The 25,278-nt window shown below is 56.3% G+C and carries 25 protein-coding genes and 2 tRNA genes; 9 read left to right on the forward strand and 18 right to left on the reverse strand.

Annotation, left to right across the window (positions count from 1 at the left end; genetic code table 11):
• Positions 1-450: 450 nt before the first annotated feature.
• Genes nqrM through CWM57_RS26675 form a run of 7 tightly spaced genes read right to left on the reverse strand, consistent with a single transcriptional unit; the run spans position 451 to position 6,515 of the window.
• A complete protein-coding gene (gene nqrM / locus CWM57_RS26645; RefSeq protein ID WP_004204638.1) occupies positions 451-666 on the reverse strand; it encodes a (Na+)-NQR maturation NqrM in 216 nt (71 codons plus the stop codon).
• A 2-nt stretch (positions 667-668) separates the two neighbouring features.
• Positions 669-1,892: an NADH:ubiquinone reductase (Na(+)-transporting) subunit F gene (gene nqrF, locus CWM57_RS26650; protein WP_100676587.1), complete on the reverse strand. Its 1,224-nt coding sequence runs from the start codon at positions 1,890-1,892 to the stop codon at positions 669-671.
• Positions 1,893-1,904: 12 nt separating this feature from the next.
• Positions 1,905-2,501 carry an NADH:ubiquinone reductase (Na(+)-transporting) subunit E gene (nqrE, locus tag CWM57_RS26655; protein WP_061156411.1) on the reverse strand — a complete coding sequence of 199 codons (597 nt, stop codon included), beginning with the start codon at positions 2,499-2,501 and terminating at the stop codon, positions 1,905-1,907.
• A 10-nt stretch (positions 2,502-2,511) separates the two neighbouring features.
• Entirely contained in the window at positions 2,512-3,150 is a 639-nt protein-coding gene (locus tag CWM57_RS26660) for an NADH:ubiquinone reductase (Na(+)-transporting) subunit D (RefSeq protein WP_002889716.1), read from the reverse strand.
• Entirely contained in the window at positions 3,143-3,937 is a 795-nt protein-coding gene (locus CWM57_RS26665; protein WP_061155667.1) for a Na(+)-translocating NADH-quinone reductase subunit C, read from the reverse strand. The genes CWM57_RS26660 and CWM57_RS26665 overlap by 8 nt, the downstream gene beginning before the upstream one ends.
• Positions 3,930-5,168, reverse strand: a complete 1,239-nt coding sequence (locus CWM57_RS26670) for an NADH:ubiquinone reductase (Na(+)-transporting) subunit B (RefSeq protein WP_100676588.1) — start codon at positions 5,166-5,168, stop codon at positions 3,930-3,932. The genes CWM57_RS26665 and CWM57_RS26670 overlap by 8 nt, the downstream gene beginning before the upstream one ends.
• A gap of 3 nt (positions 5,169-5,171) precedes the next feature.
• A complete protein-coding gene (locus CWM57_RS26675; RefSeq protein ID WP_100676589.1) occupies positions 5,172-6,515 on the reverse strand; it encodes a Na(+)-translocating NADH-quinone reductase subunit A in 1,344 nt (447 codons plus the stop codon).
• Between the two features lie 411 nt (positions 6,516-6,926).
• Between CWM57_RS26675 and dpaA the strand changes: the two genes are divergently transcribed.
• Positions 6,927-7,667, forward strand: coding sequence for a peptidoglycan meso-diaminopimelic acid protein amidase (gene dpaA / locus CWM57_RS26685; protein ID WP_100676590.1), 741 nt, complete (start codon positions 6,927-6,929; stop codon positions 7,665-7,667).
• Here the strand turns inward: dpaA and CWM57_RS26690 are convergent.
• Together CWM57_RS26690 and lpcA are read right to left on the reverse strand one after the other, a co-directional pair.
• The gene (locus CWM57_RS26690) at positions 7,638-8,405 is read right to left on the reverse strand and encodes a class II glutamine amidotransferase (protein WP_061155671.1); all 768 of its coding nucleotides are present in this window, start codon (positions 8,403-8,405) and stop codon (positions 7,638-7,640) included. The two genes, dpaA and CWM57_RS26690, sit on opposite strands and share 30 nt — an antisense overlap.
• A gap of 74 nt (positions 8,406-8,479) precedes the next feature.
• Entirely contained in the window at positions 8,480-9,061 is a 582-nt protein-coding gene (gene lpcA / locus CWM57_RS26695) for a D-sedoheptulose 7-phosphate isomerase (protein WP_008805261.1), read from the reverse strand.
• 239 nt (positions 9,062-9,300) lie between these two features.
• On the opposite strand from lpcA, the gene fadE reads away from it, so the two are divergent.
• The 3 genes from fadE (at position 9,301) to CWM57_RS26710 (ending at position 14,044) form a co-directional block, all read left to right on the forward strand.
• Complete coding sequence (fadE, locus tag CWM57_RS26700; protein WP_074386799.1) at positions 9,301-11,745, forward strand: acyl-CoA dehydrogenase FadE; 2,445 nt, start codon at positions 9,301-9,303, stop codon at positions 11,743-11,745.
• Between the two features lie 179 nt (positions 11,746-11,924).
• Positions 11,925-12,695, forward strand: coding sequence for an amidohydrolase (locus tag CWM57_RS26705; RefSeq protein WP_100632234.1), 771 nt, complete (start codon positions 11,925-11,927; stop codon positions 12,693-12,695).
• Between the two features lie 248 nt (positions 12,696-12,943).
• Entirely contained in the window at positions 12,944-14,044 is a 1,101-nt protein-coding gene (locus tag CWM57_RS26710) for an AI-2E family transporter (protein WP_074386800.1), read from the forward strand.
• 28 nt (positions 14,045-14,072) lie between these two features.
• Here the strand turns inward: CWM57_RS26710 and eamB are convergent, their stop codons facing one another.
• Positions 14,073-14,663, reverse strand: a complete 591-nt coding sequence (eamB, locus tag CWM57_RS26715) for a cysteine/O-acetylserine transporter (protein WP_074386801.1) — start codon at positions 14,661-14,663, stop codon at positions 14,073-14,075.
• 103 nt (positions 14,664-14,766) lie between these two features.
• Between eamB and CWM57_RS26720 the strand changes: the two genes are divergently transcribed.
• The gene (locus tag CWM57_RS26720; protein WP_012968890.1) at positions 14,767-15,648 is read left to right on the forward strand and encodes a LysR family transcriptional regulator; all 882 of its coding nucleotides are present in this window, start codon (positions 14,767-14,769) and stop codon (positions 15,646-15,648) included.
• 59 nt (positions 15,649-15,707) lie between these two features.
• Here CWM57_RS26720 and CWM57_RS26725 read toward each other — a convergent pair.
• Both CWM57_RS26725 and dnaQ read right to left on the reverse strand, forming a co-directional pair.
• Positions 15,708-15,784: transfer RNA gene (locus CWM57_RS26725), tRNA-Asp, on the reverse strand.
• A 133-nt stretch (positions 15,785-15,917) separates the two neighbouring features.
• Positions 15,918-16,649 carry a DNA polymerase III subunit epsilon gene (gene dnaQ, locus CWM57_RS26730; RefSeq protein ID WP_004204621.1) on the reverse strand — a complete coding sequence of 244 codons (732 nt, stop codon included), beginning with the start codon at positions 16,647-16,649 and terminating at the stop codon, positions 15,918-15,920.
• A 64-nt stretch (positions 16,650-16,713) separates the two neighbouring features.
• Between dnaQ and rnhA the strand changes: the two genes are divergently transcribed.
• On the forward strand, positions 16,714-17,181 hold the full coding sequence (gene rnhA, locus CWM57_RS26735) for a ribonuclease HI (protein ID WP_074386802.1): 468 nt from the start codon (positions 16,714-16,716) through the stop codon (positions 17,179-17,181).
• On the opposite strand, the gene CWM57_RS26740 is transcribed toward rnhA, so the two are convergent.
• Positions 17,178-17,900 (reverse strand): class I SAM-dependent methyltransferase, encoded by a 723-nt coding sequence (locus CWM57_RS26740; RefSeq protein ID WP_061155676.1) that lies wholly within the window; start codon positions 17,898-17,900, stop codon positions 17,178-17,180. The two genes, rnhA and CWM57_RS26740, sit on opposite strands and share 4 nt — an antisense overlap.
• A gap of 32 nt (positions 17,901-17,932) precedes the next feature.
• Here CWM57_RS26740 and gloB point away from each other — a divergent pair, with 32 nt between their 5' ends.
• Together gloB and mltD are read left to right on the forward strand one after the other, a co-directional pair.
• Complete coding sequence (gene gloB / locus CWM57_RS26745; protein ID WP_100676591.1) at positions 17,933-18,688, forward strand: hydroxyacylglutathione hydrolase; 756 nt, start codon at positions 17,933-17,935, stop codon at positions 18,686-18,688.
• Between the two features lie 71 nt (positions 18,689-18,759).
• Positions 18,760-20,127 (forward strand): murein transglycosylase D, encoded by a 1,368-nt coding sequence (gene mltD / locus CWM57_RS26750; protein WP_074386804.1) that lies wholly within the window; start codon positions 18,760-18,762, stop codon positions 20,125-20,127.
• A 60-nt stretch (positions 20,128-20,187) separates the two neighbouring features.
• On the opposite strand, the gene CWM57_RS26755 is transcribed toward mltD, so the two are convergent.
• The 3 genes from CWM57_RS26755 to CWM57_RS26765 all read right to left on the reverse strand — a co-directional run bounded on the left by CWM57_RS26755 (position 20,188) and on the right by CWM57_RS26765 (position 23,136).
• Positions 20,188-20,958, reverse strand: coding sequence for a class I SAM-dependent methyltransferase (locus tag CWM57_RS26755; protein ID WP_074386805.1), 771 nt, complete (start codon positions 20,956-20,958; stop codon positions 20,188-20,190).
• A gap of 87 nt (positions 20,959-21,045) precedes the next feature.
• On the reverse strand, positions 21,046-21,843 hold the full coding sequence (locus CWM57_RS26760) for an endonuclease/exonuclease/phosphatase family protein (RefSeq protein ID WP_004204614.1): 798 nt from the start codon (positions 21,841-21,843) through the stop codon (positions 21,046-21,048).
• A gap of 102 nt (positions 21,844-21,945) precedes the next feature.
• The gene (locus CWM57_RS26765) at positions 21,946-23,136 is read right to left on the reverse strand and encodes an MFS transporter (protein ID WP_100676592.1); all 1,191 of its coding nucleotides are present in this window, start codon (positions 23,134-23,136) and stop codon (positions 21,946-21,948) included.
• 104 nt (positions 23,137-23,240) lie between these two features.
• Here CWM57_RS26765 and yafC point away from each other — a divergent pair, with 104 nt between their 5' ends.
• Positions 23,241-24,146 (forward strand): DNA-binding transcriptional regulator YafC, encoded by a 906-nt coding sequence (gene yafC / locus CWM57_RS26770; protein WP_100676593.1) that lies wholly within the window; start codon positions 23,241-23,243, stop codon positions 24,144-24,146.
• A gap of 45 nt (positions 24,147-24,191) precedes the next feature.
• On the opposite strand, the gene dkgB is transcribed toward yafC, so the two are convergent.
• Positions 24,192-24,995, reverse strand: coding sequence for a 2,5-didehydrogluconate reductase DkgB (dkgB, locus tag CWM57_RS26775; RefSeq protein WP_100676594.1), 804 nt, complete (start codon positions 24,993-24,995; stop codon positions 24,192-24,194).
• A gap of 164 nt (positions 24,996-25,159) precedes the next feature.
• Positions 25,160-25,236: transfer RNA gene (locus CWM57_RS26780), tRNA-Asp, on the reverse strand.
• Positions 25,237-25,278: the final 42 nt, after the last annotated feature.

Consider the following 25,278-nt stretch of genomic DNA (forward strand, 5'->3'; position numbering starts at 1 on the left):
TACCTGCCTGGCGGATTTCATCATGGTTCGGGATAAAGAAATCCCATCAGAAACCGGATATATGGCTGCACCTACCCGTTTTATTACTGAACTGAAGAAAGCATTGCATTCCGGGAGCGTCCATATATGCTGCCTCGGCCCGACCCGAAGCCTGCCGGGATAAGTCGAAGGCACCACGCAGTGGCGATGTTGCTGGCCGGAGCCCGGGGGTACAGGGGGCGGCGGCGACTGGCCGCCCCCTGTGCGCTCCCTGCGCCATGAGTGACATAACGCAGAAGAAATATTGGGAGCGCAATCTGCCCGGAAATAACACAGAAGTGGTAGTCCTGCTAAGCGCAGCGCGAGCAGGGACATCTCCGGTTGCGCTGTTATTTCGCCGGGTGGCGGCTGCGCCTGACCCGGCCTACAAAACTGAAGCAGCAGGCCCGGCATGCGCAGCGCCGCCGGGCATTACAAAATACGCCGCTGCTGACGCTGCGCCTCGCGGGCGAGACGTTTCTTACGCGCGTCGCACGGTTCCGGACAGTCGCAGACTTTCTCCAGCCCCAGCGAGGAGATCCCGCCGCAGCTGCCCTGAATGCTCTTACGCTTCACCAGGTAGCCCAGCGACATACCGAGGATCACCAGCGCAAAAATCACAAAGGTCGCGACAAATACCGTCAACATCGTCAGCCTCCAAAGTCGTCGAGCATGATGTTCTCATCTTCGACGCCCAGGTCTTTGAGCATTTTTATCACCGCGGCGTTCATCACCGGCGGCCCGCACATATAGAATTCGCAGTCTTCCGGCGCCGGGTGATCGCGCAGATAGTTTTCATACAGAACATTATGGATAAAGCCCGTATGCCCGGTCCAGTTATCTTCCGGCAGCGGATCGGAGAGCGCGACGTGGAAGGTGAAGTTTGGATTGTCGCGTGCCAGCTGCTCGAACTCATCATCGTAGAACATCTCGCGCAGCGAACGGGCGCCGTACCAGAAGCTGATTTTGCGCGTGCTGTGCAGCCGCTTGAGCTGATCAAAGATATGCGAGCGCATCGGCGCCATGCCAGCGCCGCCGCCGATAAACACCATCTCGGCGTCGGTCTCTTTAGCAAAGAACTCGCCAAACGGCCCGGAAATCGTCACCTTATCGCCAGGCTTCAGCGACCAGATATAGGACGACATGATCCCTGGCGGCGCATCCGGTACTTTCGGCGGCGGCGTCGCGATGCGCACGTTGAGCATAATGATGCCCTTCTCTTCCGGATAGTTAGCCATCGAGTAGGCGCGCAGGGTCGGCTCTTTCACCTCAGAGACGTAGCGGAACAGGTTGAACTTATCCCAGTCTGAACGGTATTCATCGGGAACATCGAAGTCAGCATAGGCCACTTTATGCGGCGGGCATTCAATCTGAATAAAGCCACCGGCGCGGAACGGCACCACCTCCCCCTCCGGGATCCGCAGCTTGAGCTCTTTAATGAAAGTGGCTTTGTTATCGTTAGAGATAACTTCGCACTCCCATTTTTTGACGCCAAAAATCTCTTCCGGCAGCTCAATCTTCATGTTCTGCTTCACCGCGACCTGGCAGGCCAGACGACAACCGGCTTTGGCATCCCGCTTGGTAATATGCGAAAGCTCGGTCGGCAGGATATCGCCGCCGCCCTCTTTAATTGTCACCCGACACTGGCCGCAGGAGCCGCCGCCGCCGCAGGCAGAAGAGACGAAGATCCCATTGCTGGACAGCGTGTTCAGCAGTTTGTCACCCGCCGGGGTACGGATCTGTTTATCCGCTTCGTTATTGATCTCAATAACCACGTCGCCCGCGTTCACCAGCTTCGAGCGCGCTGCCAGGATAAGCCCCGACAGCACCAGCACAATTAGCGTGAACATCACAACGCCAAGAATAATTTCCATACTTTTCCGCCCTTATAGCTGCACACCGGAGAAGGACATAAAGCCCAGCGCCATCAGGCCAGTGGTAATAAAGGTGATCCCTAACCCGCGCAGACCGGCGGGCACATTGGCGTACTTCATTTTTTCGCGGATCCCCGCCATCGCCACGATCGCCAGCATCCAGCCAATGCCGGAGCCGAAGCCGTAGACGATGGATTCCGTGAAGTTGTAATCGCGCTGCACCATGAACGACACGCCGCCGAAAATCGCGCAGTTGACCGCAATCAGCGGCAGGAAGATCCCCAGCGCGTTGTACAGCGCCGGGAAGTATTTATCGAGGATCATCTCGAGGATCTGCACCAGCGCGGCAATCACCCCGATAAAGGTGATGAAGTTAAGGAAGCTGAGATCAACGCCTTCCACCAATGCGCCGTCGCGCAGCACCAGGTTATAGACCAGGTTGTTGATTGGCACGGCAAGACCCAGCACCACCGTCACTGCGACGCCGAGGCCGAAGGCAGTGGAGACCTTTTTCGACACCGCGAGGAAGGTACACATCCCGAGGAAGAAGGCCAGCGCCATGTTCTCAACGAACACCGCGCGGACAAACAGGCTAATGTAATGAGCCATCATCGATTACTTACTCCTTTTCCTGCTGTTCAGGCTTCCAGCTACGCAGGGCCCAGATCAGCAAACCGATAATGAAGAACGCGCTCGGCGCCAGCAGGAACAGGCCGTTCGGCTGATACCAGCCGCCGTTCTGCACCGTCTCAAGCACGGTAATCCCGAACAGCTTGCCGCTGCCGATAAGCTCACGCAGGAAGCCGACGATAATCAGGATCGCGCCATAGCCGAGACCGTTGCCGATACCATCCATAAAGCTCGCCAGCGGTGGTGATTTCATGGCGTAGGCTTCGGCGCGACCCATCACGATACAGTTGGTGATGATAAGCCCGACGAATACCGACAGCTGCTTAGAGGTCTCATAGGCGAAAGCCCGCAGTAGCTGATCCACCACGATAACCAGCGAGGCGATGATCGCCATTTGCACGATGATGCGCACGCTGTTGGGGATATGGTGGCGAATCATCGAGATAAACATGCTGGAGAACGCCGTCACCAGCGTCACCGCGATGGTCATCACGAAGGCGGTTTCCAGTTTAGTGGTTACCGCCAGCGCGGAGCAGACGCCCAGCACCTGCAGGGCGATGGGGTTATTGGCGATGAGCGGCCCCACCAGCACGCGCTTCACCTCTTTCATATCGCTCTGTTCAGCCATTATTCAGCCCTCCCTCGCGCACCTTTTTCAGGAACGGACCAAAGCCCAGTTCGCCCATCCAGAAATCAAAGCTGTGCTGTACGCCGTTTGACGTCAGCGTGGCGCCGGATAGACCGTCTACCGCGTGCAGGTCACCGGCGCGCGCGCCGCCTTTTACCACGCGGAGTGCCGGCATGCCGTTGTCATCCAGCACCTGCTTGCCAATAAACTGCTGGCGCCAGTTCGGGTTCTCAACTTCGCCGCCCAGCCCCGGGGTTTCCCCCTGATCGTAGTAAGTGATGCCTTTCACCGTGCGGCCATCGACGTCCAGCGCCACGAAGGCGTACATCATTGACCACAGACCATTGCCGTAGATCGGCAGCACCATCTGCTCAATCTGTTGCTGCGCGTCGCGCACCAGATAAATTTCCGCCAGGTTGCTACGGCGTTTAATGCCGGCCGGATCCTGGCTGGCGTCCAGCGCGATGCTCTGCTGCGGATCCTTCAGCGCCTGGGCTTGGTTGAATTTCCCCGGGTCTTTCTCCAACAGCTCGCCGGTCGACAGATTCACCAGCCGCGGTGTAATGCGTGCCGCGAAGGTATCGGCTACCGCATCGGCATCCATCCCGGGCTGCATCAGGCCGGCGACAGCCAGAATATTGCGCTGCTTATCCAGCGCCCGCTGCGCCTGCTGGCGGGATTTCAGCCCCACAGCCGATCCCGCCACCACAATGGAGCACACCAGACAAAGCACCAGCACCACCAGCAGCGTTTTGCCGATGCTATCGTTACTTTTCTTCTCAGCCACGCGACTTCCTCCGCTTAATATTGGCCTGCACCACCAGGTAATCGAACAGCGGTGCGAAGAGGTTGGCGAAGAGGATCGCCAGCATCATCCCTTCCGGATAGGCCGGGTTCACCACGCGGATCAGCACGCACATCACGCCGATCAGCACGCCGTAACTCCATTTCCCTTTATCAGTAAACGAGGCGGATACCGGGTCCGTCGCCATAAACATCATGCCGAAGGCAAAGCCGCCGAGCACCAGATGCCAGTACCACGGCATGGCGAACATCGGGTTGGTTGCGGAACCGATGAAATTAAACAGGGTGGCGGTGGCGATCATGCCGATCATCACCCCGGCGACGATGCGCCAGGACGCGACGCGGCCAAAGAGAATGATCGCGCCGCCAATCAGGATCATCAGCGTGGAGACTTCGCCAATTGAGCCGGGAATGTTGCCGAGAAAGGCGTCCATCCAGCTCACCGGGATGCCGGTAGCAACGTTAACCAGCGCTTCACCGCCGCCGCTGGCCCACTGGGAGAGCGGCGTGGCGCCGGAGAAACCGTCCGCCGCCGTCCACACGAGGTCGCCGGAGATTTGCGCCGGGTAGGCGAAGAACAGGAACGCGCGCCCGGCCAGTGCCGGGTTGAGGAAGTTGCGCCCGGTACCGCCGAAAATCTCTTTGGCGATCACCACCCCGAAGGAGATCCCCAGCGCCGCCTGCCATAGCGGCAGCGTAGGCGGCACAATCAGCGCAAACAGAATCGAGGTAACGAAAAAGCCTTCGTTGATCTCATGTTTGCGCACAATCGCGAACAGCACTTCCCAGAAGCCGCCGACGATAAAAACGGTGATATAGATCGGCAGGAAGAAGACCGCGCCCAGGGTCATCATGCTTAGCCAGCCGGCGTCAGCGCTGAAGCTGACCCCTAACCATTGGGCGACGCTGTAGTGCCAGTTGTTGGCGATCACCTGCTGCAGCTGTTCGGCACCGTACAGTTTGTGCAGCGCCGGAATGGTCTGCAGCCCAACGTTGTACATGCCCCAGAACATCGCCGGGAATACGGCAAACCACACGAGGATCATCATCCGCTTGAGGTCGATGGCGTCGCGCACGTGCGCCGCACCGCGGGTGACCTGCCCCGGCGTGTAGAAGATGGTCGCCGCCGCTTCATACAGCGGGTAATATTTTTCCAGCTTGCCGCCATGCGTGAAATGCGGCTCAAGTTTCTCAATCAGGTGCTTTAAGCCCATCTCTTATCCTTCCTGCTCAATCTGGGTTAACACGCTGCGCAACGCCGGACCGTATTCATATTTGCCCGGACAAACGTAGGTGCAGAGCGCCAGATCTTCTTCATCCAGCTCCAGACAGCCCAGCGCTTGGGCGCTATCGCTATCGCCGGCCAGCAGATCGCGCAGCAATATGGTTGGCAGAATATCCAGCGGCATCACCCGCTCATAGTTGCCAATCGGCACCATCGCCCGCTCGCCGCCGTGAGTATCAGTGGAGAAATGAAAGCGCTTGCGCTTGAAGAAATGGCCTAGCGTAGTGCGGGTAATCGAGAACTTCTCTTTGCCCGGCATCACCCAGCCAAACAGCTCTTTTTCCCGACCTTCCCGAACCACGCTCACCTGCAGATGGAAACGCCCGAGGAAAGCGTGGGGGCCGTGGGCGTGGGTGCCGCTAAGCACCGAGCCGGAAATGACGCGGTTTTCGCCCTCCTCCAGCTCGCCTGCCAGCAGATCGTCCAGACTGGCGCCCAGCGTCGTTTTGACCAGCCGCGGCGACTTCACCTGCGGGCCGCCGAGCGCAATCACCCGTTCGCAGTACAACTCACCTTCAAGGAAAAGCTTACCAATAGCGATCGCATCCTGATAATTGAGGTACCAGACCTGCTTATTCAGGCTCACCGGCTCCAGAAAGTGAATATGCGTTCCCGGCAGCCCCGCCGGGTGCGGTCCGGAGAACTGATTAAAACAGACCTGGCCGGCAGGATGGCCGCCCAGCTTGCCGCCGCTGGGCTGGCAGATGTGCACTTTCCCGTCGGTTAGACGCGTGAGCACGGTAAGACCGGCGTTGAAGGCGGCACGCTCGGCCAGAATAATCGGCTGCGGCTCTGCCGCCAGCGGATTGGTGTCCATGGCGTTGACAAAAATAGCGGCGGGCACGCTGCCCGGGCGCGGCGTTTTACTGAATGGCCGGGTGCGTAGCGCGGTCCACAGGCCCGATGCCAGCAGCTGCTGCTGTACGGTGTCGCGCGGCAGCTCAGCCAGTGTGTCCGCAGCGTAACGCGTAAAGGCCACCGCGTCATTGCCCTCGATATCAATGACCACCGACTGCAAAACGCGCCGTTCACCGCGGTGGATCGCGCTGACAACCCCGCTTACCGGGGCGGTAAAGCAGACACCGGGGATCTTTTTATCTTCAAACAGGATCTGACCTTTTTTGACCCGATCGCCTTCTTTGACCGCCATGGCGGGACGCATTCCGACGTATTCTTCGCCGAGCAGCGCGACGCGCTTCACCGCTGGCGCGGGAGAAATCTGCTGTAATGGCATGCCAGCTATGGGCAAATCCAGCCCTTTCGTGATTTTAATCATATCGTTAGCAGGTATCCGTAACCTCAACCCCGACGCAGGCCGGGGCCAGCCTATTGATAGAATGGCAGAGAAGAAAGGGCGAAACGGCGCCAGTGGCGCTCATGACGGAAGAGAAGCCTCCTTTCTTACTCTGGTGATGAACCGGCGCAAGTGTAACATTTCGTGAGCGACGGCTGTAGCGCGAGGGGCAATAAGTGCTTCTAAAATGCGAGCTATTGCGCAAAGTTCTGACTGTGTTTTCGCCGTAAGCAGGTTATAAAGTGAGGCTGAATTGTAAACGCCGCCACGTCGCCCTTGCGAAAAAATGCCGTGATGCTAATGTGAGCGCTCTAAATCCAGAAAACTCTGATTTCGGGTCTCTCTTGCCGTCCTGGCAATGTGGCTATTTTGTTTTATCAAGGAACAAGCAGTATGCGCAAAATCGCATTATTTATTGCGATGCTTCTGTTGCCGTGCGTGTCATTTGCCGGGCTGCTCAGCAGCAATAGCCCGACGACGCCGGTTAGCAAAGAATACAAGCAGCAATTAATGGGTTCACCGGTTTATATTGAGATCTTTAAAGAAGAGCGCATGCTCGACCTTTACGTCAAAATGGGTGAGACCTACCAGCTCCTCGACAGCTATCGGATCTGCAACTACTCCGGTGGTCTTGGGCCGAAACAGCGCCAGGGCGATTTCAAGAGTCCGGAAGGGTTCTACAACGTCACCCGCGGCCAGCTCAAACCCGATAGCCGCTTCTATAAAGCCATTAATATTGGCTTCCCGAACGCCTACGATCGCGCCCATGGTTATGAAGGGAAATACCTGATGATCCATGGCGACTGCGTCTCTATCGGCTGCTACGCCATGACCGACAGCGGGATCGATGAGATCTTCCAGTTCGTGACCGGCGCCTTAGTCTTCGGCCAGGCAAGCGTGCAGGTGAGTATCTATCCGTTCCGCATGACCAATGCCAATATGGAACGCCACAAATACTCCTACTATGCGGATTTCTGGAAACAGCTCAAGCCTGGCTATGACTATTTCCAGCAGACCCGCAAACCGCCGATTGTGTCAGTGACCGACGGCCGCTATGTGGTAAGCAAGCCGCTCAGCCACGAGGTTGTTCAGCCGCAGCTGGCCTCAAACTACACGCTCCCCGAGACAAAATAACGCCCACTCGCCTGGCATGATCTTGTGCCAGGTTTCATTGGCCGTCAGCGGCTGCGTGGCGATAACCGTGACCACATCGTTGGGTGTGGTCTCGCGTTGAAAGTCGATCTCCACATCCTGGTCCAGCAGTTTTGCCACGCCGAACGGCGCCCGCCGGGTGATCCAGTGCAGATTGGTCGAGCAGAACGCCATCACGTAGCGCCCGTCCGACAGCAGCATGTTGAACACCCCTTTCTCACGCAGTTCACCCGCCAGAGTGGCGATAAACTTGAATACCCCCAGCATATTGCCCGGCGTGCGCGGATAGCGCTCGGTTAAGCGGTGCAGCAACCAGCAAAACGCCTTTTCACTGTCGGTTTCACCTACCGGATGGAAATTCCCGGTTTTTAGCGATTTATAGCCTTTGAGTTGCCCGTTGTGCGCGTAGGTCCAGTGGCGCCCCCACAGCTCGCGAGTAAACGGATGGGTGTTTTCCAGCGCCACCATACCGCGATTGGCCTGACGAATATGGGCGACAACGGAACAGGATTTAATCGGGTAATCCTGGACCAGCTTCGCGATAGGTGACTGAAAGCTTGGCTGCGGATCTTTGAATGTGCGACAGCCTTTGCCTTCATAGAAGGTGATACCCCAACCGTCTTTATGCGGCCCCGTCCCTCCTCCGCGCTGTACCAGCCCGGTAAAGCTAAAACAGATATCTGTTGGCACATTGGCGCTCATCCCGAGCAGTTCGCACATAGATCACCTCACCCTCACAAATCACGACGGCGTCAAAGCGAAGCCGCCGTCAACAGTACATACTCGCCTGCCTGTTAGCCTTTCACCATCTCTTTTTCGATCAGCATGATCAGGATATGGATCACTTTGATGTGGATCTCCTGGATGCGGTCGGCGTAGCCAAAGTGCGGCACGCGAATTTCAACATCGGCGGAGCCTGCCATTTTGCCGCCGTCTTTGCCGGTCAGGGTGATCACTTTCATCCCCTGCGCCCGCGCGGCTTCAATGGCTTTGATCACGTTGCCGGAATTGCCAGAAGTGGAGATACCAAGCAGCACATCGCCCGCGCGGCCAACGGATTCAACGTAGCGGGAAAACACATACTCATAGCCAAAATCATTGCTCACGCAGGAGAGATGGCTGACGTCGGAGATCGCGATGGCCGGATAACCCGGGCGGTTTTCGCGATAACGTCCTGTCAGCTCTTCCGCAAAATGCATCGCATCGCAATGGGAACCACCGTTACCGCAGGACAGCACTTTACCACCCGCCTTAAAGCTATCCGCCAGCAGGACAGCGGCACGCTGGATAGCATGGATATTGGCTTCGTCCTGCAGAAAGTTAGCCAGCGTTTCCGCGGCTTCGTTCAGTTCGTTACGAATAAGATCCTGGTACATGAGGATAATCCTTCAGTATGAGTGGAATAACCCTGGCAGTGTACCGGATAGCCGCGGAAGCGAGAAGCAGCAGGCTGCGTTATCCCCCGCCCTTTTGATTTTATGTGCCGCTTTTGCATACAACAATGTGAGCGAGGTTGTAATTATTTTGTAAACACATTGCTAAATAAAAACGCATGCACTACAACCAATACATCACAAGTGGTCAGACCTCCTACAAGCTCAGGGAGCATTTCTCTATGATGATTTTGAGTATTGTTGCAACCGTCGTTTTACTCGGTGCGCTCTTCTATCACCGGGTCAGCCTGCTGCTCAGCAGTGTGATTTTGCTCGCCTGGACCGCGGCGCTCGGCGCGGCCGGACTGTGGAATATCTGGCTGCTGCTACCGCTGGCCATTATTCTGTTGCCGTTCAACTTTGCCCCAATGCGTAAATCCATGATTTCCGCACCGGCATTTCGCGCTTTCCGCAAGGTGATGCCGCCGATGTCGCGTACGGAAAAAGAAGCCATCGACGCCGGCACCACCTGGTGGGAAGGCGATCTGTTCCGCGGCAACCCGGACTGGCATAAGCTGCATAACTATCCGCAGCCGCGCCTGACCGCCGAAGAGCAGGCATTCATTGATGGCCCGGTGGAAGAAGCCTGCCGGATGGCTAACGACTTCGCCATCACCCACGAAATGGCCGATCTGCCGCCAGAGCTGTGGGCCTATCTGAAAGAGCACCGCTTCTTCGCGATGATCATTAAGAAAGAATATGGCGGGCTTGAGTTCTCGGCTTACGCTCAGGCACGGGTACTGCAGAAACTCTCTGGCGTCTCCGGCATCCTGGCGATCACCGTCGGCGTCCCGAACTCACTGGGCCCGGGCGAGCTGCTGCAGCATTATGGTACCGAAGAACAGAAGAACCATTACCTGCCGCGTCTGGCACGCGGCCAGGAAATCCCCTGCTTCGCACTGACCAGTCCGGAAGCGGGCTCTGACGCCGGCGCTATCCCGGATACCGGCGTGGTGTGCATGGGCGACTGGCAGGGTCAGCAGGTGCTGGGGATGCGCCTGACCTGGAACAAACGCTATATCACGCTGGCGCCAATCGCCACCGTGCTGGGCCTGGCCTTCAAACTCTCTGACCCGGATCGTCTTCTCGGTGGTGAGGAAGAACTGGGCATCACCTGCGCGCTGATCCCAACCTCAACGCCGGGTGTGGAAATTGGCCGCCGCCACTTCCCACTGAACGTCCCGTTCCAGAACGGCCCAACCCGCGGCAAGGATATCTTCGTGCCGATCGATTACATCATCGGCGGCCCGAGCATGGCCGGTCAGGGATGGCGCATGCTGGTTGAATGTCTGTCGGTCGGCCGCGGCATTACCCTGCCGTCCAACGCCACCGGCGGTCTGAAATCAGTCGCCATGGCAACCGGTGCCTACGCCCATATTCGCCGCCAGTTCAAGATTTCGATCGGCAAAATGGAAGGGATTGAAGAGGCGCTGGCGCGCATCGCGGGTAACGCCTATGTGATGGACGCCGCGGCGTCGCTGATCACCTACGGCATTATGCTCGGCGAGAAACCGGCAGTGCTGTCCGCGATTGTGAAATATCACTGTACCCACCGCGGCCAGCGCTCCATTATCGACGCGATGGATATTACCGGCGGGAAAGGCATTATGCTGGGCGAAGGCAACTTCCTCGCCCGGGCTTATCAGGGCGCGCCTATCGCCATCACCGTTGAAGGTGCAAACATCCTGACCCGCAGCATGATGATCTTCGGTCAGGGGGCTATTCGCTGCCACCCTTACGTGCTGGAAGAGATGGCCGCCGCGCAGAATAACGACCTGAACGCCTACGACAAGCTGCTGTTCAAACACATTGGCCATGTCGGTAGTAATAAAGTACGGAGTTTCTGGCTGGGCCTGACCGGCGGACGCACCAGCAGTGCGCCGACCCGTGACGCCACCCGTCGCTACTATCAGCAAATGAATCGTCTGAGTGCTAACCTGGCGCTGCTGTCAGACGTATCGATGGCGGTACTGGGCGGCAGTCTCAAGCGTCGCGAACGTATCTCCGCGCGTCTGGGCGATGTGTTAAGCCAGCTGTACCTGGCCTCGGCGGTGCTGAAACGCTATGACGATGAAGGACGCAATGAAGCCGATCTGCCGCTGGTTCACTGGGGAGTGCAGGATGCGCTGCACCAGGCTGAACAAGCTATCGACGATCTGCTGAAAAACTTCCCCAACCGCCTGGTGGCAGGTGCGATGCGCGTGGCCATCTTCCCGACCGGGCGTCATCATCATGCGCCGTCGGATAAGCTGGACCATAAAGTCGCTAAAATTCTGCAGGTGCCCAGCGCCACCCGCTCCCGCATCGGTCGCGGTCAGTACCTGACGCCGAGCGAGCATAACCCGGTTGGTCTGCTGGAAGAAGCGCTGCTGGAAGTGATGGCGGCCGATCCAATCCACCAGCGGATCTGCAAAGAGTTGGGTAAAAATCTGCCGTTCACCCGTCTGGATGAGCTGGCACACAACGCGCTGGCCAAAGGATTAATTAATCAGGAAGAAGCCGCTATTCTGACCCGTGCAGAGCACAGTCGCCTGCGCAGTATCAACGTCGACGACTTTGCACCAGAGGAGCTGGCAACGCAGCCGGTAAAGCTGCCGGAAAAAGTTCGCAAGGTTGAAGCCGCATAATAAAACAATCACCACATCACACGCCGGGCGGGGAACTTTCCCCGCCTTTTTTTTCGTCATCCCCTCCTCCGTGGCTGCTGTCAGTAGCATTTTTTTAACAAAATATTCCGCTGACCGCCGCGAGGCTGATATGGTGTTACAGTTAACCTAACCCCCTCATGAGAATGGAGTTGACCATTGTGCCTGGCCTGAAAATTACGCTGTTGCAACAACCGCTGGTCTGGATGGACGGCCCTGCTAACCTGCGCCATTTTGATCGCCAACTGGAAGGGATTATCGGGCGCGATGTCATTGTTTTACCGGAGATGTTCACCACCGGCTTTGCCATGGAGGCGGCAAAACAGTCTTTGCCACAGTCCGATGTTGTGGAATGGATGTATGCCAAGGCTGCACAAACTCAGGCGCTGATCGCTGGCAGCGCTGCGCTGCAAACCGAACACGGCGCCGTTAACCGCTTCCTGCTGGTCGAGCCTGACGGTACGGTGCACCATTATGATAAACGGCACTTGTTCCGTATGGCCGATGAACACCATCACTATGAGGCTGGTGACCGGCGCGTGGTCTTTGAATGGCGCGGATGGCGGATCCTGCCGCTGGTCTGTTACGACCTGCGCTTTCCGGTATGGTCACGTAATCTGAACGACTATGATTTGGCACTGTATGTCGCCAACTGGCCGGCGCCGCGATCGCTGCACTGGCAGTCGCTGCTGGTCGCCCGCGCCATCGAGAACCAGGCCTATGTCGCCGGCTGTAACCGGGTCGGTACTGACGGCAACGGCCACCATTACCGCGGCGATAGCCGGATTATCAGTCCGCAAGGGGAGATTGTCGCTACTGCCGATCCGCATCAGGCCACCCGTCTTGACGCCGAATTGTCGCTGACGGCCCTCCAGGAATATCGCGAAAAATTTCCCGCCTGGCGCGATGCCGATCCTTTTACCCTCGATTAATATCCCTCCGCTTTCTTCCCCATTCAGCGGGTAAAGAAAGCGGGATTTCGCCCGCCAACGCGCCACAGAATATTTGCCGGGCGCCATTCATTTCTGTTCTACACTCATTAAAAGACTCCACAATCAAATGGGCGGAGATCACCTTCAACTCACTTCTGCGTTGTAAATCATGAATTTTCTGTTGCTGGCGTGTTTTGTTAAACAACGCTGAGCGTTGGCGTAAGAATATTATGTGAGCGTAATAGACAATGGATAATAATAATCTGCTGTTGATTGAAAAACGGCTGGTCACCCGCTTTCTCGATATGTTTATTCGGTTCGGGCTTATTCTGGCGCTGGCCTCATTCTGTTTTACCGTCTTTTCTCCCTTTATCAATATGATGCTCTGGGCGCTGATCCTCGCCGTGGCGCTCTATCCCTTACATCAATATTTTGCCGGACTGTTAGCGGGCAAACAGGGACTGGCGTCAGTGGTGCTGGTGTTGTTAGGTATTTTACTGATCGTCATCCCCACGGTGCTGATGATCACCTCGCTGGCGGAAAGCGCCAGCGCCATGATTGACAGGATGGGGAGCCAGAGCTTTACGATTCCACCGCCCTCTTCGCGCATTGCCGCGTTACCGATCATTGGCGAACGGCTTAGCGCCCTGTGGATGAGGGCTTCCGTGGATCTCCCGGGGCTGCTCAGTAATTACCGCTCGCAAATCGGCGACATTGCCAAACAGTTCCTCAGCATTTTGGCCAGCATGGGCGGCGGGCTGATTGGCTTTATTATTTCGTTTATCGTCTCGGGAATTATGATGGCCTGGGGCGCAGCAGGCGCCATCAGCGCGCAGCGTATTGCCATTCGTATTACCGATGAAAATAAAGGCGTGACCCTCACCCGCCTGTGCACCAGCACCATCCGCGCGGTCGCCCAGGGCGTCATCGGGGTGGCATTGATCCAGGCGCTGCTGGTCGGCGTGATCATGCTGATGGCCAGCATTCCCGCCGTGGGGATCTTCTTCATTCTGGCCCTGATCCTCGGCATTGCGCAGGTGCCGGTGATCCTGGTGACGGCCCCGGCCATTGCGCTAATGTGGAGTATCGGTACCCACAGTACCGGAATGGATATCTTCTACACCATCCTGCTAATCGTCGCCGGTATGGCCGATAACGTCCTCAAACCTCTGCTGCTGGGGCGCGGAGTCGATGCGCCAATGCCGGTGGTGCTGCTGGGCGCCCTCGGCGGAATGGCCTCTAACGGCATTCTCGGTATGTTCCTCGGCGCCACTCTGCTGGCCATCGGTTACCGGATCTTCATGACCTGGGTAAATGAAGGGCAACCCGCCCTGCCGCAGGATAAATAACCTCAAGGGAGCGTTACGCTCCCTTGATTCATTCCATAAACATTCGCACCGCGCACCAGACCAGCAGCAGCGCCAGCAGCAGATTTAACCCTCTTCCATGGCGTTCGAACACCGGCTGAAACAGCTGACCGGCCAACGCCCAGCAAAGATTGCCGGCAACGCCTATTACTGACAGCAACAGGCTTATCATCACCAGCCAGAATGGCTCTCGAGTCACCGGCAGAACAAAGGTCGACAGGGCCGTGATGCCGTACAGGATAATTTTTACATTCACAAACTGCAGCCCCAGGCTGGCCCAGAAGCTGACAGGCCGCTCCTCCTGCCCACCGCTGGCAGGATCGCTACGGGCAATGTGCCAGGCCAGCCACAGAATATACCCCGCACCGACCCAGCGGAGCAGGGAGGTCATTCCCGCATCCAGCGTAACAAGGGTTAACGTCAGCCCGGCGCAAATCAGCATGATAATCACGAATCCGAGGCTCATACCGACCAGTACCCGTGTGCTGCGTCGAAAGCCGTGCGCGGTGACGCTGCTCAGCGCCAGAATATTATTCGGCCCGGGCGTCAGGGCGGTGATCAGGGTGTAAGTTAAAAAGGCGCTAATCAGGGTAGGTGTCACGTGTTTTCTCCTCTTGACTGGCAGACAGTACCCGAAGCTGATAATTTAAAAAAATGAATGTTTTTTCATTCTGACTTCGAGAATGTCGATATAAAGAGGAAATATGGATCTGCGACGCTTTATCACCTTCAAAACGGTTGTCGAAGAAGGATCCTTTCTGCGCGCCTCGCAGAAACTGTGCTGCACCCAGTCCACCGTAACCTTTCATATCCAGCAGCTTGAGCAAGAGCTTGCCATCCCGCTGTTTGAGAAAATTGGCCGGCGGATGTGTCTCACCGCCGCGGGTAAGAATGTCCTGCCGCATGTCTACGACTTGACCAAAGTGATGGCGTCGATTCGTCAGGCAGCCCGCCAGGACGATGAACCCGGCGGTGAACTTCGCGTCGCCACTGGTGAAACCCTGCTGGCGTATAAAATGCCGCCGGTGCTGCAGCGTTTTAAGCAACGCGCCCCGAAGGTCCGCCTGTCACTACAGTCGCTCAATTGCTACAGCATCCGTGATGCGCTGCTCGCTGACGAAGTCGACCTGGGGGTGTTTTACCGGGTTGGCAACGATGATGCACTCACCATGATGGAACTTGGCCCGCAGCCGCTGGCGCTGGTCGCATCAGTCGATCAGGCGCCGGTCGACTTCCTGCGCCCGCGGCAGCATATCCCATTGAGCTTTATCATCAACGAGCCCCAGTGCGTGTTCCGGCAGATTTTTGAAAGTACCCTGCGCCAGCGCGGCATTACCATGGAGAACACCATCGAACTGTGGAGTATTGAAAGCATCAAGCAGTGCGTGGCGGGCAATCTTGGGGTGAGCTTCCTGCCGCGCTTTGCGGTAGAGGAGGAGCTCAAACGCGGGACGCTGGTCGAGCTGCCGTTCAGCGAGACGCCGCTGACGATCCATGCGCTCTGCGCCCATCACGCCGGGAAAGCAATCAGTCCAGCGATGCGGGTATTCATGCAGTGTATGCAGGAGGAACAAGAGGCGCGCTGAAATTCGGCGACGAAAACGACGAAAGCCTGAATCATTGCTGATTCAGGCTTTCTGAATAGTGGCGGAACGGACGGGACTCGAACCCGCGACCCCCTGCGTGACAGGCAGGTATTCTAACCGACTGAACTACCGCTCCGCGTTGTTGTTCCGTTGGGAACGAGGCGAATATTACGGATTCCCCTCTACCCCGTCAACGCTTTTTCTACCGTTTTGAATCGTTTGCTGCAAAAATCGCCCAACCGCCTACTTTTAATCCATTTTAGTGGTTATCAGGCACGCCACAGGCAGCTTCCGCCTTTCTTTTGTACCAGATCGAGGCGGGATTCATGGTTCACCAGTTCTTCATCAGAGGCATAAACCACCCGTAACTGGCTGGCGGCGCGGACGACGCGCTGAATGCCCATCTCTCCCGCCTGCTGCTGGCTTTCGCCTTCCATAGAGAACGCCATCGAAGTCTGGCCACCGGTCATCATCAAATAGACATCGGCCAGAATCTGGGCATCGAGTAATGCCCCGTGCAGCGTACGCTTGCTGTTATCTATTTCGTAGCGCGAACATAACGCATCCAGGCTGTTGCGCTTGCCGGGGAACATTTTCCGCGCCAGTGCCAGACTGTCGGTGATTTTACAAAAGGTCTCGGTTTTCCCGATGCCGCGGTTCAGCTTCCCGAATTCATAGTCCATAAAGCCGATATCGAACGAGGCGTTATGGATCACCAGCTCCGCGCCGCGGATGTAATCCATAAACTCATCAGCCACGTCGGCAAAGGTGGGTTTATCCAGCAGGAACTCATCGGCGATCCCGTGCACGCCGAATGCTTCAGGATCCACCAGCCGGTCGGGTTTCAGATAGACGTGGAAATTGTTACCGGTCAGGCGGCGGTTGATCACCTCCACGGCACCGATCTCAATAATCTTGTGTCCTTCGTAGTGCGCCCCGATCTGGTTCATACCGGTGGTTTCGGTATCGAGAACAATCTGGCGCGTAATTGCAGTGCTCATAGCGGTCATTTATGTCAGACTTATCGTTTACAAATCGATTTCAATTACAGGAAGTCTACCAGAGATGCTCAAACAGGTAGAAATTTTCACCGACGGCTCTTGCCTGGGAAATCCAGGACCCGGCGGTTACGGCGCCATCATGCGCTACCGCCAGCACGAAAAAACCTTTAGCGCCGGCTACCGTCTGACCACCAATAATCGCATGGAACTGATGGCGGCAATCGTCGCCCTGGAAGCGTTAAAAGAACATTGCGAGGTCGTACTCAGCACCGACAGCCAGTATGTCCGCCAGGGGATCACCCAGTGGATCCACAACTGGAAAAAGCGCGGCTGGAAAACGGCAGAGAAAAAACCGGTGAAGAATGTCGACCTCTGGCAGCGCCTGGACGCTGCACTTGGCCAGCATAAGATTAAATGGGAATGGGTGAAGGGCCACGCCGGCCATCCTGAAAACGAACGCTGCGACGAACTCGCCCGCGCGGCAGCCACTCATCCCACTCAGGACGATATCGGCTACCAGCCTGAGAGCTAATTCTGCCCCTTGCGCCACTGCCGGGTGGCGCCCACTGCCGGCCGCAGCTGCGTTTTCGCTTTACCGGATTTCATCGGATTGAGCGTCAGCGGAATGGTCCGTTTGCGGGCGACAATCAATTGTAAACAGCCCAGCGCTGGCAGATGAGTGCTCAATAGTTTGCCACCGTGGCGCGACCAGGGTAAAACCTGGTAACGCCCATAGTGCAGCACTTCAAAGTTGAGTAGCGACAGCCAGTCCAGCTGGCGCATCAGCGTAAACATACGGCTATTATAAGGCGTACCTTTGCGCAGGACCGGCACCAGCTTACGCACTCCCATCAGGCTGACCGGATTAAACCCGGTCAGGATCATCCAGCCATCATCAATCAGCACGCGATCGGCTTCCCGCAGCAGACGATGCGGATCGCCACACCACGGCAGAGTGTGCGCCAGCAGACAGGCGTCGACGGACTTTTCAGCAAAGGGTAAATGCAGCGGGTCGGCCCGGACCTGCATCGGGTTTCCCGCCAACGAGACATTGACCTGATGCGAGATGGCGCAAGCTTCGGTATTGATTTCCGCGCTCAGATTGCCAATCTTAAGCAGATGAAAGCCATATAATTTAGCCAGCCACGGTTTCATCTGCTGTTCCAGCGTTTCGCGATAGTATTCGCCCCACGGCATACTGGACCAATGCTCAGGCGCTGTCACTGTGTGAGGTATCCTTGCCGGCTTCATTGCCACCTTCCGCTACGCTTTAGAGGTAATTTATGAATCTTATCAGTATTCCCGCGTTTCAGGACAACTACATCTGGGTTCTCAGTGAGAATAACGGCCGCTGCATCATCGTTGACCCAGGCGAAGCCGCGCCGGTTCTGGCGGCAATCGAGGAAAACCAGTGGCAGCCCGAGGCCATTTTACTGACCCATCATCATCAGGATCACGTCGGCGGCGTAAAACAACTACGGGAGAAATTCCCTTCTATAGCGGTTTACGGGCCGGCGGAAACCCAGGATAAGGGAGTCACTCAGGTAGTAGGCGATGGCGATCGGTTGTCAATTCTCGGGCGCGATTTTTCCATTTTCTCCACGCCAGGTCACACATTAGGACATATCTGTTACTACAGCGAACCTTATCTGTTCTGCGGCGACACATTGTTTTCCGGCGGCTGCGGAAGGCTGTTCGAAGGTACTGCTGAGCAGATGTATCAATCATTTATGAAAATTAACGCCCTTCCTGAAGAAACCCTCATATGTTGCGCACATGAATATACGTTAGCGAATATGAAGTTTGCATTGAGTATCCTGCCAGATGATAGGGACATAAACGATTACTATCATAAAGTTAATGAGTTACGTGCAAAAAAACAAAAAACACTACCCGTAATTCTGAAAAATGAGCGTCGTATAAATTTATTTTTACGCGTAAATGATGTTGATTTAATTGATAAAATTAACAAAGAAACAAATTTGCAACACTCTGTGGCGCGATTTGCATGGTTAAGGTCAAAGAAAGACGACTTCTGATATTTAATTCTTGTCATCGGACAACTTCGCCGTTATCCTTGGTCGTCTTTTAAGCAACTATTGACACACACATGAAGGCACGAGCGATATTACTCGCCTCTGTCCTGCTGGTGGGGTGCCAGGCGTCTAAGCACGATGGCACCGTCGAACAGCGAGCACAGAGCCTTTCTGCGGCTGGTCAAGGGGAAGCAGGTAAGTTCACAAGTCAAGCGCGCTGGTTAGATGATGGAACCTTCTACGCGCAAGACCAGGATCTGTGGACTTCCATAGGCGACGAGCTAAAGATGGGAATACCGGATAATCCCCGGATTCGCGAACAGAAACAGAAGTACTTAAGAAATAAGAGCTATCTCCACGATGTAACTTTACGGGCAGAGCCGTATATGTACTGGATAGCCGGGCAGGTTAAGAAACGTAACATGCCAATGGAACTGGTATTACTACCCATAGTGGAGAGCGCTTTTGACCCACACGCGACGTCTGGCGCCAATGCCGCAGGCATTTGGCAGATCATTCCGAGCACAGGGCGCAATTATGGTTTAAAACAGACCCGCAGTTACGATGCGCGTCGTGACGTCGTCGCATCTACTACCGCGGCGCTGGACATGATGCAACGTCTGAACAAAATGTTCGACGGCGACTGGTTATTAACGGTCGCAGCCTATAACAGCGGCGAAGGTCGGGTCATGAAGGCAGTAAAAGCGAACCGTTCGCGTGGTAAACCCACCGATTTCTGGTCGCTGTCTCTGCCGCATGAAACGAAAATCTACGTACCGAAAATGCTGGCGTTGAGCGACATTCTCAAAAACAGCAAGCGTTACGGCGTAAAGCTGCCTACGGCCGATGAAAGCCGTGCGCTGGCGCGCGTTCGCCTCGACAGCCCGGTTGATATTTCTCAGCTCGCGGACATGGCGGGAATGCCGGTCAGCAAACTGAAAACCTTCAACGCTGGCGTAAAGGGATCAACGCTGGGCGCGAGTGGACCAAAGTACGTCATGGTGCCGCAGAAGCACGCTGCTCAGCTGCGTGAATCGCTGGCCTCTGGCGACATTGCCGCCGTGCAGCCAACGCAGCTCGCGGACAATACGCCGCTGACCAGCCGTAGCTATAAGGTACGTTCTGGCGACACGATTTCCGGGATTGCTTCGCGTCTCGGCGTCACGCCCCGGGATTTGCAGCAGTGGAACAATCTGCGCGGTTCAGGGTTAAAAGTCGGGCAGAATCTGGTTGTCGGCGCAGGTAGCAGCGCACAGCGCCTGGCGAATAACAGCGATAGTATCACCTATCGTGTTCGCAAAGGTGATTCGTTGTCGAGCATCGCGAAACGTCACGGTGTTAACATTCGCGACGTGATGCGCTGGAACAGCGATACCGACAATTTGCGGCCCGGCGATCAGTTGACGCTGTTCGTGAAAAACAGCGATCGACCAGAGTCCTGATACTCTCAGGGTTCTATAAAAAGGCACCGACTTCCCCCGGTGCCTTTTTTATTGCCCGCTTTAGACGGCCTTATGCGCTTCGAACAGAATGGTATCGCTGGTAAACGACCCGTCCTGCTGTAATTCGAAGTAGGCTTTGACCTCCGCCGAAGCGCTCTGCTGATATAAGCGAATCGCCTCCACCAGCGCCTCTGGGGTACGCATCCGCGCCACCCAGGAGCTGAACTCCAGCGGCAGGCGATCGGTCGATAAATGATTAATCACCAGGCCTGCGTCATTGGCCAGCGCCAGCCACTCGCCGCTGGAATAATTACGCACGTGCGAGGTATCGCGCAGCGCTTCCACGGTCTGCAACCAGACATCACGCACCGGATGGCCCGGCGACATCACATCCATCATGATCATCACCCCGCCCGGCTTCAGCACCCGTTTCACCTCACGCAGCGCCTGGCCGACATCATGCCAGTGGTGAGCGGAATAACGGCTAATCACCACATCAAAGCTGGCATCAGCGAACGGCAGCGTTTCAGCATATCCCTGCTGGGTCACGATATTGGTAAAGCCTTTCTCTTTTGCCGCCGCGGTAACCACTTCCAGCATCTGGCTTGATAAATCATAGGCGGTCACCTCGGCAACCTGTCCCGCCGCGGTAAAGCTGGCGTGCCCTGCCCCGCAGCCCATATCCAGCACTTTCGCCTGAGGGAAATCGGCCAGCCGTTCCGCCAGCCGCTGCAGATCGCGCCCGGAGGCGTGCACGGCGCTAGTCAAATAGGCGCTGGCCTGGGAGCCGAACTGCTTTTCGACGTTGTCATGGTGAGAGCGTGTTGTCATTGTGTTGTCCTTCGGTTGTGTGAGTAATTTAGGGCAGCATCGTGCTGAACGCAGACCTGCCCGATGGCAGGCCTGACATACCTTAAATTAATCAGGCTTGCCGGGACTGAATTCGACTAGTAGCGGGTTGTGATCGGAGGCGCGGGTCACCAGCACGGAAGCATCGTGTACGCTTAACCCACGATAGAACACAAAATCGAGCGGACGACCAAACGCGCGGCGGCGCTGATCGTCAGAGAAACGAACTTCGCGTAACGACATCTCACGCGCAAAGCGGTACAGCGCGTTCATCCGCGGGCGGCTCCAGGCATTGAAGTCTCCGGCCATGATCACCGGCCCGCTGTGATGGGCAATCTGATCGCCTATCGGCAGCAGCTGTTTACTGTAGACGTCAACGCCAAGACTAAAGTTAACGGCATGGATGTTCACCACCATCAACAATCGCGCATCGGGCAGCGGATAGACGGTTACTAATGCGGATTTAGGCAGGCGCAAAATGGGTTCGCGCTCGCGCAGCGGGCAGCAATAGATGGGGTGAGCAGAGGCCAGCGTCATCACGCCGGAAGGATGCTGCGGCAGCACCAGAGCCGGTACCTGATCGGCAGCCAGATAGTTAGTGGTCGCGAACCTGACCAGCTCAGGCGTCGTCTGCGCCTCCTGCAACAGGACTAAATGGGCATCTTTGCCGAAATTTTTGAGGACTGACTGCCACTCTGCGCGCTGCTGCTTGAAGATATTCCATACCAGCACGCGGATCTTCTCATCGCTGCTTAACGGTGTGCCGGCAGGATAAACCGGACTCACACCCGCAAACGCCCCCGGAGGCAATATTCTCTCCGCAGGTTGTCCGGCGACGTAGCGCATGGCATAGGTATTCTTTCGCAATTTGGGCATCAATCCTCAATAACAGAAACCAGCCCAACAACGACTGGTTCTTCTGTTATAGGGATTTTCCCATCCACTTTCAATGCAATTTGCGATAAACCCTTAGCCTTCGAGAGAAACCGCTGCCGAACGGCGTGGCGATTTATCTAAACGACCGCTCAGCACCACCAACAGCAAGGCGAGCAGCACAATCACCGCACCAATCCACGGCGTCTGCGCCAGACCATACCGTTCAACCGTCTGCCCACCGACGATAGACCCCAGCGCAATACCAATATTGAAGGCGGCAATATTCAGGCCGGAAGCGACGTCGACGGCGCCAGGCGTGTACTGTTCGGCTTTTTGCACCACGTACACCTGCAGACCCGGAACGTTGCCGAAGGCGAAAATGCCCATCACCAGCACCGTTGCCAGCGCGGCATAGTGGATGCTGGCGGTCAACTGGAAGACCAGAAGCAGCACAACCAGCGCGGCGAAGATAAACTTCAGCGCGGAGACGGCGCCATGCTTATCGGCCAGTTTGCCTCCCCACACATTGCCGATAGCAACCGAGACCCCGTAGCCCAACAGGATCCAGCTAACCGCTGACGGGCTGAAACCGGCCAGTTCCTGCATCATCGGTGCAAGAAAAGTAAAGGCGGTAAATACGCCGCCATAGCCCAGCGCGGTAATGGCGTAGATCATCAGCAGGCGAGGATGAGTTAATACTTTCATCTGATCGCGCAGGCTGGCACTGGCACGGCCCGGAATATTGTTCGGTACCAGAATCAGGCTGCTGATAAGCGCAATCACGCCCAGAATCGATACCGCGAGGAACGTTTCCCGCCAGCCAAAATGCTGACCGATGAAAGTCCCGAACGGCACCCCGGTGACCAGCGCGACCGTCAGGCCGCCGAACATAATAGCGATAGCTGAGGCGGCTTTCTCTTTTGCCACCAGGCTGGTGGCGATTGTCGAGCCAATAGAGAAGAACACGCCGTGTGCCAGTCCGGTCAGCAATCGCGCCAGGATCAGCGTTTCATAGCCCGGGGCCTGCCAGGCCAGCACATTACCCGCCGTAAACAACACCATCAGCGCCAGCAGCAGCTGCTTACGCGGCATACGACCCGTTAGCGCCGTCAATACCGGGGCGCCGATCGCCACACCCAGCGCGTAGATAGAGACCAGTAGTCCCGCAGAAGGCAGAGAGATAGAGAGTTGTTGCGCGATGGTCGGGACCAGGCCGACAATCACAAATTCAGTGGTGCCAATTGCGAAGGCACCGATAGTTAAGGCAAATAGCGCCAGTGGCATAATTTACTCCGTAGCATCAGGATTAAGATGACACGTAGTATGAAGGGTTGTATAAATAACAAAAACTATCAAAGTATCAATAGAATTTTGCTACAGGTGCAATAATGAGAGCCACATCAGAGGAGATCGCCATCTTTGTGGCGGTGGTGGAAAGCGGGAGTTTCAGCCGGGCGGCCGAGCAGCTCGGACAGGCCAACTCTGCCGTCAGCCGGGCGGTCAAGAAGCTGGAATCAAAGCTAGGCGTAAGCCTGCTCAATCGGACCACCCGCCAGCTTAGTCTGACGGAGGAAGGCGAGCGCTATTTTCGTCGGATGCAGGTGGTCTTGCAGGAAATGGCGGCGGCAGAGAATGACCTGCTGGAGACGCGCACGACGCCGCGAGGCCTGCTGCGGGTGGATGCCGCGACGCCGGTGATGCTGCATTTTCTCATGCCGCTGGTGAAGCCATTTCGCGAGCGCTACCCGGAAATGACGCTGTCGCTCGTCTCGTCTGAGACGTTTATCAATCTGATTGAAAGAAAAGTGGATGTAGCCATTCGGGCCGGGACCTTATCGGATTCCAGCCTGCGCGCCCGGCCGCTGTTTACCAGCTATCGTAAGATCGTCGCCTCGCCCGACTATGTCGCGCGCTACGGTATGCCGCAGCATCCGTCCGATCTGAAACAGCATCACTGCCTCGGCTTCACCGAGCCGGTATCACTGAATACCTGGCCGGTCTCCTGTTGCGATGGTCAGCTGTTAGAGATCGAGTCGGCGGTGTCATCCAACAGCGGCGAAACGCTCAAGCAGCTGTGCCTGACCGGTAACGGCATTGCCTGTTTGTCGGACTACATGGTGGATAAAGAGATTGCCAGCGGAGAGTTTGTCGAACTACTGGCCGATAAGCGCTTACCGGTGGAGATGCCCTTCAGTGCCGTCTATTACAGCGACCGGGCGGTCAGCACCCGCATCAGGGCATTTATTGATTTTCTGAGCGAGCATGTAAAACAGCTCCCGAAGGAGCTGTCGTAATACAATCTCAGGCGGCAATGCGAGCGGCATCCCGGTATCGGGTGATTAATCCCACTGCGGAGCCAGACCTTCCGGACTCACCAGACGATCGTTGCAATCCAGTGCGGCGATTGCTTGACGATCTTCATCATCCAGCTGCAGATCCTGCGCTTTCAGGTTGCTGGCCAGGTTGTCACGCTTGGTGGACGATGGGATAACCGCATAGCCTTCGCCCATTGCCCATGCCAGAATAACCTGCGCTGGGGTCGCACCATGTTTCGCCGCGATGCGGGCAATCACTTCATCTTTCAGTGCCTTACCATAGGCCAGCGTCATGTAAGAGGTGATATGGATGCCGTGCTCACGCGCCCAATCGACCACTTTACGGTTTTGCAGGTACGGCGAGAGCTCAATCTGGTTAGTCGCTATATTCTCAGCGCCAACGGCGGCAATCGCGCGCTCCATCAGCGGAATAGTGAAGTTGGAGATACCGATCTGACGGGTCAGACCCAGCTTCTTCGCTTCCATCAGGGCTGCCATAAACTCTTCAACGGCAACAGCGTCATTCGGCGACGGCCAGTGGATCAGCGTCAGGTCAACATAGTCAGTGCGCAGCTTCTGCAGGCTCTCTTTCAGGCTGGCGATGAGTTTGTCTTTGCTCAGGTTTTCGATCCAGATTTTGGTGGTGATGAACAGCTCATCACGCGGCACGCCGCTTTCGGCGATGGCCTGACCCACCGCGGCTTCGTTGTCATAGATTTGCGCGGTGTCGATAGTACGATAGCCCAGCTCCAGCGCGGTTTTTAGGGATGCGATGACAACATCATCTTTCAGACGGAAGGTGCCAAGACCAAATGCAGGGATTGCCATGATTTTCCTCGTTATTTCTTCATTTCGGTTAACGGATAGAATTATGGCTGAGGGAGAAGTGGAGAAAAAGAGCGATTAATGCAGAGGATTTTTGCTGATTTAGCAATAATAGGGAATAGAGCAAACAAAAAAGCCCTGAGCAAATGCTCAGGGCTCTTAATAAGTGGCGGAACGGACGGGACTCGAACCCGCGACCCCCTGCGTGACAGGCAGGTATTCTAACCGACTGAACTACCGCTCCACCGAATTTCTTCGCTTTATTACCACCGGTTGTCACCCCGGC

The sequence above is a fragment of the Klebsiella sp. G-Nf4 genome, from assembly GCF_002810615.1.
Lineage (GTDB): Bacteria > Pseudomonadota > Gammaproteobacteria > Enterobacterales > Enterobacteriaceae > Klebsiella > Klebsiella variicola.